This window comes from Streptomyces sp. NPDC048295 (assembly GCF_040652135.1).
Lineage (GTDB): Bacteria > Actinomycetota > Actinomycetes > Streptomycetales > Streptomycetaceae > Streptomyces.
The window spans coordinates 17,477-27,988 of sequence record NZ_JBEZLL010000033.1; the positions used below are offsets into that span (position 1 = coordinate 17,477).

8 protein-coding genes and 1 pseudogene are annotated in these 10,512 nt (G+C 71.3%); 6 read left to right on the forward strand and 3 right to left on the reverse strand.

Going from position 1 to position 10,512, the window contains the following annotated elements:
• The first annotated feature begins 79 nt into the window (after nt 1-79).
• The 3 genes from AB0D53_RS35280 (at nt 80) to AB0D53_RS35290 (ending at nt 3,348) form a co-directional block, all read left to right on the forward strand.
• Entirely contained in the window at nt 80-1,273 is a 1,194-nt protein-coding gene (locus tag AB0D53_RS35280; protein WP_362453385.1) for a sensor histidine kinase, read from the forward strand.
• Nucleotides 1,274-1,439: 166 nt separating this feature from the next.
• Nucleotides 1,440-2,090, forward strand: a complete 651-nt coding sequence (locus AB0D53_RS35285) for a response regulator transcription factor (protein WP_362453386.1) — start codon at nt 1,440-1,442, stop codon at nt 2,088-2,090.
• A gap of 100 nt (nt 2,091-2,190) precedes the next feature.
• On the forward strand, nt 2,191-3,348 hold the full coding sequence (locus tag AB0D53_RS35290) for an ROK family transcriptional regulator (protein ID WP_362453387.1): 1,158 nt from the start codon (nt 2,191-2,193) through the stop codon (nt 3,346-3,348).
• A 49-nt stretch (nt 3,349-3,397) separates the two neighbouring features.
• Here the strand turns inward: AB0D53_RS35290 and AB0D53_RS35295 are convergent, their stop codons facing one another.
• Together AB0D53_RS35295 and sigJ are read right to left on the reverse strand one after the other, a co-directional pair.
• Nucleotides 3,398-4,165, reverse strand: a complete 768-nt coding sequence (locus AB0D53_RS35295) for a GntR family transcriptional regulator (RefSeq protein WP_362453389.1) — start codon at nt 4,163-4,165, stop codon at nt 3,398-3,400.
• A 307-nt stretch (nt 4,166-4,472) separates the two neighbouring features.
• Nucleotides 4,473-5,366, reverse strand: coding sequence for an RNA polymerase sigma factor SigJ (sigJ, locus tag AB0D53_RS35300; protein WP_362453391.1), 894 nt, complete (start codon nt 5,364-5,366; stop codon nt 4,473-4,475).
• A 154-nt stretch (nt 5,367-5,520) separates the two neighbouring features.
• Here sigJ and AB0D53_RS35305 point away from each other — a divergent pair, with 154 nt between their 5' ends.
• Nucleotides 5,521-6,351, forward strand: a complete 831-nt coding sequence (locus tag AB0D53_RS35305) for an alpha/beta fold hydrolase (RefSeq protein ID WP_362453392.1) — start codon at nt 5,521-5,523, stop codon at nt 6,349-6,351.
• 75 nt (nt 6,352-6,426) lie between these two features.
• Here the strand turns inward: AB0D53_RS35305 and AB0D53_RS35310 are convergent.
• A pseudogene (locus tag AB0D53_RS35310) lies at nt 6,427-7,275 on the reverse strand (DMT family transporter); the annotation flags it as partial.
• A gap of 47 nt (nt 7,276-7,322) precedes the next feature.
• On the opposite strand from AB0D53_RS35310, the gene AB0D53_RS35315 reads away from it, so the two are divergent.
• The gene (locus AB0D53_RS35315) at nt 7,323-8,816 is read left to right on the forward strand and encodes a PLP-dependent aminotransferase family protein (protein WP_362453393.1); all 1,494 of its coding nucleotides are present in this window, start codon (nt 7,323-7,325) and stop codon (nt 8,814-8,816) included.
• Between the two features lie 92 nt (nt 8,817-8,908).
• Nucleotides 8,909-10,489, forward strand: a complete 1,581-nt coding sequence (locus AB0D53_RS35320; protein WP_362453394.1) for an alkaline phosphatase D family protein — start codon at nt 8,909-8,911, stop codon at nt 10,487-10,489.
• Nucleotides 10,490-10,512: the final 23 nt, after the last annotated feature.

Sequence of the window (10,512 nt, forward strand, 5' to 3'; positions counted from 1 at the left end):
TCTCGCCTCCCCCGCAGGCGGGGATCGTCTCCCTCTCCCGGGGGAGCCGCCGCGCCCACGCGGCTGACACGATGGCCGCATGCTCCGCCTCCTGCGTCCGCTCGCCGCGCCTGTCACCTACACCCGGTGGCTGCATCTCCTCGTCCCGGGTGCGGGCTACAGCGTGTGGATATTCATCTCGCCGGATTCCCCATGGGCGCCCATGCTCTTCGCCGTACCGGTCGGCCTGGTGCCCGGTATGCGGCTGGCCGAGGGGGTGCAGGCACAACTGCTGCTGACACCGCAACAGCGAGGCAGCGCCGATGCCGCCATCTCCGCGGCCAGGGGTGTCACTTGGGCCGATCGCTGGAGGACCGTGCTGTGGCTGGAGACACGAATGCTGCTCGCCGTTCCTGTGGGGTACGCGACGGTGTGGCTGTCGGCAACCGCGGTGGACCTCGTTCTCACCGCGTCCGGCAACGGCCCGAGCGATCAATGGCTGGTCCGAGGGGTGGATCCGCACTGGTGGTATGCCCTGTTCGCCCCCCTGCCCCTCCTGGCGCTTCTCGTCATCGTGGTGTTGAGCGGCCGGCTGATCACCCAGGCCGCCAAGCAGCTTCTCGGCCCCTCGCCGGTGCAGCGGCTGACCGCTCTGGAGGAGCGCACGGAGCAGTTGCTGGAGCGCAACCGCATCGCACGTGAGCTGCATGACTCGATCGGTCACGCTTTGACGGTCGCGGTCGTACAGGCGGGCGCGGCCCGGGCGGCATGCGACCCGGAGTTCACCGAACGGGCCCTGGCCGCGATCGAGGAGACGGGCCGGGATGCACTCGACGATCTTGAGCGCGTTCTGCGGGTGCTGCGCGAATCGGAGACGCCGGTGGGCCAGCGGCCGACACTCGTCGAAGCGGACCGGCTGCTCGACTCCGCGCGCGGTTCGGGCGCGAAGATCGATGCTGATGTGTCAGGTCCGCTGGAGCGGGTTCCTGGCGTGGTCTCCCGCGAGGGGTATCGCATCCTCCAGGAGTCCCTCACCAATGTGCTGCGCCATTCGGGCACGGTCCCCGTCCGTGTACGGATCACGGTCGCCGACGGCCGGCTGGAGCTGGAGGTGACCAATCCGCTCGGTGACCCGGCAGCCGGCTCGGCGGCTGTGCCGAGCGGCGGGAGCGGGCTGCGCGGCATCCGGGAGCGGGCAGCGCTGCTGGGCGGAAAGGCCGAGACCGGGCCTCACAAAGGGCAATGGCGCGTTCGCGCGAGGCTTCCGTTGGACGGCTTGCGGATTGCCCCGTAGTCCCTGGTGAGTCGGTGCACGGCCTCGGATGCGCCGCGGGGCGGGGCACATCGGCGTACCGGGTGCAGGCAGGTGTTCCGGAGTGCGACGAGGTGCCGCAGCTGCCGTCGTACGCCTGCCGGTCGTACACCGCCAAGGGGTTCATGGCAGCCCTTAAGGTGGCTCAATGCCGGTTAGCGTACTTCTGGTCGACGACGAACCTCTTGTCCGCGCGGGGTTGCGTGCGGTCCTCGAGGCTCAGCCCGATATCGAGGTGGTGGGCGAGGCGGGCGACGGCGCCGCCGTGATCCCGTTGCTGCATCAGCTGCGCCCCGATGTGGTGGCCATGGATGTCAGGATGCCGTTGATGGACGGCATCGAGGCCACTCGGGTGGTGCTGCGCACGGTGCCCGATCCGCCGAAGATCCTGGTGGTGACCACCTTCGAGAACGACGAGTACGTCTATGAGGCGCTGCGTGCCGGTGCGGACGGCTTTCTCCTCAAACGTGCCCGGCCTGCCGAGATCGTGCATGCGGTGCGTCTGATCGCCGAGGGCGAGTCACTGCTCTTCCCGGCGGCGGTCCGGCAGCTCGCCGCCGAGTACGGGACGAGCAAGGCGCGCGCGGTCATGGACCGGGCAGCGCTGACCGAGCGGGAGTCCGCGGTCCTGAGGCTGATGGCACGTGGCCTGTCGAACGCGGAGATCGCCGCCAAGCTCGTGGTCGGCGTCGAGACCGTGAAGACCCATGTCAGTGCCGTACTCGCCAAGTTGGGCGCGAGGGACCGCACTCAGGCGGTGATCGCGGCATACGAGTCCGGGTTCGTCGCTCCGGGCTGACTTTCCTGCCCGAAGAGCCCCCTCTGCGGCCCACGCTCGCCCCGCACCTGGGCAGCGAGTACCATCCGCCTGACATGCGCTAGAGGTGGGAGGACACACCGTGGGCCGGCTGACCGGTGGGGATCCGTCGCTGTTGCGACGCATCAATTCCGCGGTGGTGCTGCACGCCTTGCGTGGCGCCGACGCCCCTACCCTGACGGACCTGACCCGGATCACCGGGCTGTCCCGGCCGACGGTCGAGGGTGTCATGGAGGGACTCTTCGCGGCCGGCCTGGTCGTCGAGTCGGTGCCCGACGGAGGTCAGGCCCGACGCCAGGGGCGGCCGGCCCGCCGGTTCCGGTTCCGTGCCGAGGCCGGGCATCTGCTCGGTATCGAGATCGGCCCGCACCGTGTCTCCGCACTGCTGTCCGGGCTGGACGGCCGGATCATCGGCGCGGGCGCCCGCGAGGTGTCGGAGACCGCCGATGCCGACGACCGGCTCGACAAGGTCAGGGCGGTGGTGGCCGACCTCCTGCGGCGGACGGGAGTGGCCAGGAGCAGCCTGCGTGCGGTGGGGGCCGGCAGTCCCGGAATCGTGGAAGCAGACGGGACGGTACGGCTGGGAACCGCCCTGCCGGGCTGGACGGGCCTCGCGCTGGGTGAGCGGCTGCGGCGCTCCTTCCGCTGCCCCGTCCTGGTGGAGAACGACGCCAACGCCGCAGCGGTCGCGGAGCACTGGAAGGGCGCGGCCACCGAGTCCGACGACATCGTGTTCGTCCTGGCGGGGCTGAGTCCGGGCGCCGGTTCACTGATCGGCGGGCGGCTGCACCGGGGCTTCGGCGGTGCCGCGGGCGAGATCGGGGCACTGCATCTGCTCGGCCGCGAAGTGACTCCGGAGCGCCTTCTGTCCACGACCGGCACTCCGCTGGACCCGCTGGACGAGCCCGCGGTCGCCAATGTGTTCGCAAAGGCCCGGCAGGGCGATGCCCGGGCGCAGGCGGCGGTCGAACGGTTCATTCAGCGCCTGGTGCACGATGTCGCGGCGCTGGTGCTGGCACTGGACCCGGAGCTCGTGGTGGTGGGTGGCTGGGCCACCGGGCTGGACGATGTGCTGGATCCGCTCCGCCGCGAGCTGGCCCGCTACTGTCTTCGGCCGCCGCGGGTCACGCTGTCCCTGCTCGGCGAGGCGGCGGTGGCCACCGGCGCCCTGCGGCTGGCTCTCGACCACGTGGAGGAGCAGCTCTTCGCGGTGGAAGGAACGGTGACGGCCCGCCGCTGAGTGCGACGGGCCGTTCGTACGGGCGAGGAACCGGCGTGGCCGGCCGTACTCAGGAGGCCTGGCGCTCCTGCTCGTGGTGGCTGATCTCCAGGTCACCCGAGTCGCCGAAGGTGAGCCGGCATGTGTCGGCCCGGTACGTGGCGACGGAGAGCGCGGCGGTGCCGCCCTCCACGAGGTAGCGGGTGGTGACGACGAGCACGGGGGCGCCGGGAAGCCTGTCGAGCTCCTTGGCGTCGTCCACCCGTGCCGAGCCGAGCTCCACCGAGCGGTCCTGACCGTCGAGGCCGAGCCGGTGCAGTTCGCGCAGAACCGCACGGGCCCGGGCAGGCCCGGACGGGGCGTCGATCGCCGAAAGTTCGGGCACCGACGACGACGGTACGTACAGGAGTTCCGCCGCGACCGTCTGTCCGTGGGTCACCCGGATCCGGCGCACGATGTGCACCGGATCGTCGGCTTCCACGTCGAGCACGGCCACCACGGACGAGGGCGCGACCGCAGTCGTGCAGTCCACCGGCTGCCATGCCTCGACCGCGCCGCCGCCGGACCAGTCCCGCTGCGCCGTGGAGACGGCGACGCCGACGCGCGGCGGGGCGACGGTGGTCCCGACGCCGCGGCGACGCTGCAGCCTTCCCTCCAGTTCGAGCTGCTCCAGCGCCTGCCGGAGCGTGGCTCGGGCGACTCCGAAGCGGGCGGCGAGCTCGCGCTCGTTGGGAAGGATCTCCCCCACCGCAAAGTCCGAGTCGAGTGCCTCACTGAGCACGGTCTTGAGGTGCCAGTACTTCGGCTCCTGCACCGATTCCAGCTGCGTGGTCCCCACCCTGTCCTCCGCAATCACCCAGCGGCTATTCCGCGACGTTATTTATTAAAGGTTCCTGTCTTAACGTTGAGACCATAGGACGGTACACACCCTTGGTCAAGACCAATCCTCATTCGGTCACGCAGCGAAACGGGCGTCTGCCGCAGAGCGTTCACAGGACGTTCGTGATGCTGTGAGGCGAGCGCAGCACAAAGCCCCACGACCGGGTCGTGGGGCTCCGATGAGCGGACGGAGGCGAAGGCGGCGGCTCCGGGACGACCGGGGTCGCCGGCGCCGGTCGGGAGCGCGGTCGGGGACCAGGGGCCCGCTACTCCTCCGGGAGGCCGGTGAACCGAGTGAGCTTGTCAGGGTTCCGCACGACATAGACGCACTGGATGAGCCCGTCCTTGATGTCCAGCTGAACAACCGAGTCCGCCTTTCCGCCCTGGAAGAACAGCAGAGCGGGCCCGCCGTTGAGCTCCAGGAGCCGGAAGCCGAGCTTCCCGGCATGGTCGTGGGCGACCGCGAAGAGAAAGCGGCCGACCTTGCCGGCGCTCTCGATGACCCGCAGCGGCGCCCTGGACTTTCCCCCACTGTCCCCGACGAGCCGCACATCGGGCGCGAGCAGGGCCAGCAACTCCTCGATGTCGCCACCCGCCGCTGCGGCGAGGAACCGCTCGGTGAGATCACGGCGGTGGGCCGGATCCACGTCGTAGCGCGGTTTGCGCTCCTCCACGTGGTGCCGCGCACGTCCCGCCAACTGGCGGACCGCGGCCTCCGTCCGGTCGAGGGCGGCGGCGATCTCCGCGTACGGAAAGCCGAACGCCTCCCGCAACACGAAGACGGCTCGTTCCAGCGGCGACAGGGACTCCAGGACGACTAGCACGGCGACCGAAACGGATTCGGCCAGGACGGCCCGTTCCGCGGTGTCGGGCACCGCGGGCCCGAAATCGGTGACCACCGGCTCCGGCAGCCACGGCCCGACGTACGCCTCACGCCGCGACTGCGCCTGGCGCAACCGGTCGATGGCGAGGCGGGTGACGATCCGCACGAGGTAGGCGCGCGGCTCCCTCACCCCCTCACGGGGAGCGGAGGACCAGCGGAGCCAGGCTTCCTGCACCACGTCCTCGGCATCGGCGATCCGGCCCAGCATGCGGTAGGCAACGCCGGTGAGCACGGGGCGGTGGCTCTCGAAGACATCGGTCGCTGTGTCGGCTGTCACCCCTCCATCCCAGCCGACCCTTCGCACGCTGTCCAGCACGATTCACCTGCCCCTCTTGAACTGCGGGCTACTGAGCGGTAATTGTTATTGACGAGACGTCTAAGTCGCCTTCAGGCATGGCCCCTTCATGCCGGATCACCCGGGGAGCACCAGCATGGCCACCACGGTCTCGTTCAGCGTCGACTCACCTGAAGGGCCCCGGACCGCGTCCGTGGCGTATGAACGGACCGGCACCGGCGAGCCGCTGCTCCTGCTCCACGGCATCGGCCATCACCGTCAGGCCTGGGACCCGGTGTTGCCCGTGCTCGCCGTGGAGCGGGATGTGACAGCCATCGATCTCCCCGGCTTCGGCGTCTCGCCACAACTGCCCGACGGACTGCCGTACGACCTGCCGACGGTGGTCACGGTCCTGGCCGCGTTCTGCGAGGCGATCGGGCTGGACCGGCCGCATGTAGCGGGCAACTCTCTCGGTGGTCTGCTGGCGCTGGCGCTCGGCCGGGAGAAGCTCGTACGGTCGGTGACGGCACTCTCGCCCGCCGGGTTCTGGACCGAGAGCGAGCGGCGCTACGCGTTCGGGACGTTGCGCGCGATGCGGCAGGCCGCGCTGGCTGTGCCGGTCCCGCTGATCGAGCGGCTCTCGCTCAGCGCGGCCGGGCGCACGGCGCTGACCAGCACCATCTACGCCCGGCCCGGCCGGCGTTCAGCCGGTGCCGTCGTCGCGGAGACCATCGCCCTGCGGGAGGCGGCCGGTTTCCGTCAGACGCTCGCCGCCGGGCGGAGCACCGCGTTCACCGACGACGTGCCCGGGCTGCCGGTGACCGTCGCCTGGGGCAGCCGGGACCGGATCCTGCTGCGCCGGCAGGGCATCAGGGCCAAGCACACCATCCCCGACGCCCGGCTGGTCCGGCTGCCGGGCTGCGGGCATGTGCCGATGAACGACGATCCGGCGCTCGTGGCGCGCGTCATTCTCGACACCAGCCGCTGACACCGCACCCTTCACCGCGTCCTCGCCCGGGGCCGCTTCGTTCCGGGACAGGACGCCCGACCCGAGTGCGACGCCGAGTCCGACCAGGATGCTGCCGCCGGCCTGCGCGAGGCCGTACGAACCGGTGCCGACGAGCGGTGCGGTGAGCGCCGCGGAGACCGGGATCAGGCCGGAGAAGAGCGTGGCGCGCTCGGCGCCGATGCGCTGCATGCCCATGTACCAGCAGACGAAACCGATGACGGTGACCACGGCCGCCTGCCACAGCAGGGCGGCCGCCTCCGCCGGACCGGGCATCCGCAGAAACCCGCCGCCGTCGAGGACCACGCCGAGCCATGCCGACTCGACGGCGGCGACTGCGCAGACCGTGGCGGACAGCAGCGTCGGTCCGAGGGGCCGCAGCACCGGCACGGCGAGGACGGCGAAACCGACCTCGCCCGCCAGCGCACCGACCGAGCAGAGAATGCCCGCGAGGTCGGACCGGCCCCAGCCCTGGACGGTGAAGGCCCCGGCGGCGACGAGGGCGGCCGCGTACAGGACCGTGCGCGTGGGACGGCGACCGTCCATGAGCGGTACGAGTACGGCGACGACGATCGGGGCGCAGCCGACGAACACCCCTGGAACGGCGGGTTCCGCCGATCGTTCGGCACCGAGCACGGCAAGGTTGAAGCCGACCATGCCGATGGCTGCCAGCAGCGCGAGCCGGCCCCACTGGCGCGGGGTGAGGGCACGCAGCACGACGGCCGTCCGGGACCGCCCGTCACGGGCCAGCAGGGGGACGAGCAGAAGCGCCGCAAGGCCGTAGCGCAGCGCCTGGCCGCCCGCGTACGGATAGTCGCCCAGGACGCTGTTGGCGGTGAAGGAAGCACCCACGAGGATGCAGGCGAAGGCGGCGAGGAGCGCTCCGCGCAGAGAGCTGACGTTCATGGAACCGACGCTAGGCAGCCGGGCGGTCCGGTTTAAGGTCCACTTCCATGATGTCTTCGGGGACCAATCCGCAGTCGGGCCGTCCGGAGGGCGGCGGGTCCGGCTCCGCCGCCTGGGAGCTGCTGCTTCCGGTTGTCGAGGAGCCGGCCCGCCGGCGGGGTCGCGCCCTGCAGTCGGCCCTGCGCGAAGCCGTGCGGTCCGGCCGTCTCGTTCCCGGTACGCGGCTGCCGTCCAGCCGCGCGCTCGCCGTAGATCTGCGGGTGTCGCGGGGCCTGGTCACCGAGGCGTACGAGCAGCTCACGGCCGAGGGCTATCTGCGCAGCGGACGTGGTGCGGGTACCTGGGTGAGCGAAGCGGTTCGGGCGCCGGTGCCGGGGGCGCGCGATCTCGCTCCGCGCGCCGTCGGCGTACGCGTGGACTTCCGGCCGGGCACGCCCGATCTGTCGTTGTTCCCGCGCGGCGCCTGGGCCGCCGCCCACCGCTCGGTGCTCGGCCGGCTGCCGCACAGCGCGCTCGGCTATCCCGATCCGCGCGGGCTGCCCGTGTTGCGGGACGCCCTGGCCGGCCTGCTTTCCAGGCGCCGTGGGGTGGTCGCCGATCCGGAGCGCCTGGTGGTGTGCTCAGGCGTGGCGCAGGCGACGACGCTGCTCGGGTTCGTGCTGCACGGACGGGGCATGGGGACCGTCGGCGTCGAGGACCCCGGCAGCCCCGAACACTCCGCGCTGTTCGCATCCGCGGGAATCGCCACTGTCGGCCTGCCGATGGACGACGAAGGGCTGGCGGCCGGGCCTCTCGTACGCTCCGGCGTGCGCGCGGTCGTCACCACTCCGGCGCACCAGTTCCCCACCGGAATCGCCTACTCCGCCGACCGCCGCAGCCGGCTCCTGGACTGGGCGCGCGCCGTGGACGGGCTGATCGTGGAGGACGACTACGACGGTGACTTCCGCTACGACCGCGCGCCCGTCGGAGCACTGCAGGGACTCGACCCGGAGCACGTCGCGTACACCGGCTCGGTGAGCAAATCGCTGGCTCCCGGACTCCGGCTGGGCTGGCTCCTCGCGCCGGCGGCCATGACCGACGAGATCGTCGCCCGCAAGCGCACGATGGATCTGGGCAATCCGGCCATCGACCAGGCGGTCCTCGCCGACTTCATCACCCGGGGCGGTTACGACCGGCAGTTGCGCCGCTGTCAGCGCGCCTATCGCGAGCGCCGCGACACGCTCACGTCGATGCTGGCCGAGTCCTTTCCCGGAACCGAGGTGAGCGGGATCGCCGCAGGTCTCCACATCATCGCCACGCTGCCCGAACGGTACGGTCCGGAGCCGGTGTTCATGGCACGCGCGGCCGGGGCCGGAGTCGCCCTGCGGCCGCTCGGTGCCTGCGGCACCGTGCCGAGCGGCGACCGGGCGGTGCGCCTGGTCATCGGCTACGCGCATCTGACACCGCCCGACATCGAGCAGGGCGTACGGCTGCTTGCGGCGGCTCAACGGGACACGGACGGCCCGGATGACGGCGGGGGCCGGAGCCGGGTGTTCATCTGAGGTTGGTGCGCGCGCCGCCGGCGGGAACAAGGGTGGGGTCGGTCGACCAGCCACCCGTTCGTCCCGCTGACCCCTGCCCCGGAGGCGCCTCGATGTCGAACCGTCCGCGAATTCCGTCCCCCGACCGCCGCAGCGTCCTGCGCGGTTCGCTCGCCGTGTCGGCCGCGCTCACGCTCCCGGCAGTGGGTGCCGCGGCCCCCGCCTTCGCGCTCTCCGGCCGGCCGCGTGCGGCATGGGGCGTGCAGGTCGGCGATGTCACCTCGTCCTCCGCGCTGGTCTGGGTACGGTCGGACCGGCCGGCCCGGATGATCGTGGAGACATCGGCGACGGAATCCTTCCGGCGCGCCCGCACCTGGCACGGTCCGCTCGTCGGTTCCGGCACCGACTTCACGGGGACGACGCCGCTGTACGGGCTGCCGCCGGGCGAGCAGGTGCACTACCGGGTGACACTCGCCGATCCGCAGGACCCCCGCCGCACCGGGGAGCCGGTCCACGGGACGTTCCGGACGGCACCCGCGCGGTGCCGCGACGGGGTGCGCTTCCTGTGGTCCGGCGACATCGCGGGGCAGGGCTGGGGCATCAACCCGGACATCGGCGGCTATGCGGTGTACGACGAGATGCGCCGCCTCGATCCGGACTTCTTCCTGTGCAGCGGCGACAACATCTATGCGGACGGGGTGATCGAGCCGAGCGTGACCCTGCCCGACGGCCGGATCTGGCGCAATGTCACCACCGAGGAGAAGTCGAAGGTCGCCGAGACCCTCGCCGAGTACCGCGGGAACTTCCGCTACAACCTGCTCGATCACAACCTGCGTGAGTTCAACGCCCAGGTGCCTTCGATCGTTCAGTGGGACGACCACGAGGTGCGCAACAACTGGTATCCCGGGCAGATCCTCGACGACGCCCGGTACACCGAGAAGAACGTGGATGTGCTCGCGGCCCGTTCGATGCGGGCGTTCCGCGAGTACTTCCCGGTGTCCACCCTGCATGGCCGGTCCGGGGAGGGCCGGATGCACCGGGTGGTGCGACACGGTCCGCTGCTCGATGTGTTCGTCCTCGACATGCGGTCCTTCCGCAACGCCAACTCCCCCGGCCGGCAGGCCGACGACACGACGGGCATCCTCGGCGCGGAGCAGCTCGGGTGGCTCAAGCACGAGCTGTCGCGGTCCCGTGCGGTGTGGAAGGTGATCGCCGCGGACATGCCGTTGGGACTCGTGGTGACCGACGGCGCGACGGACTTCGAGGCGGTCGCGCAGGGCGATCCCGGGGCCCCGCTCGGCCGTGAGCTGCAGATCGCGGAACTGTTGCGGTTCATCAAGCACCGCCGGATCACCGGAACGGTCTGGCTGACGGCGGATGTGCACTACACATCGGCGCAGCACTACGAGCCCGGGCGTGCGGTGTTCAAGGACTTCGCGCCGTTCTGGGAGTTCGTGTCGGGGCCGCTGGCCGCAGGTCAGTTCCAGGCGAACGAGCTCGACGCGACGTTCGGCCCCGACCGGGTCTTCGTGCGGGCGCCCGACCGGGCGAACGTGTCGCCGATGGAGTCGCCGCAGTACTTCGGGGAGGTCGACATCGACGGCGACAGCGGCGAGTTGACCGTGCGGCTGCGGGCGCAGGGCGGGTCCGTACTGTTCAGCAAGGTGCTGCAGCCGGGGCGCGTCGGGCAGTGAGGACGCCCGGCGATCGGCCCCCG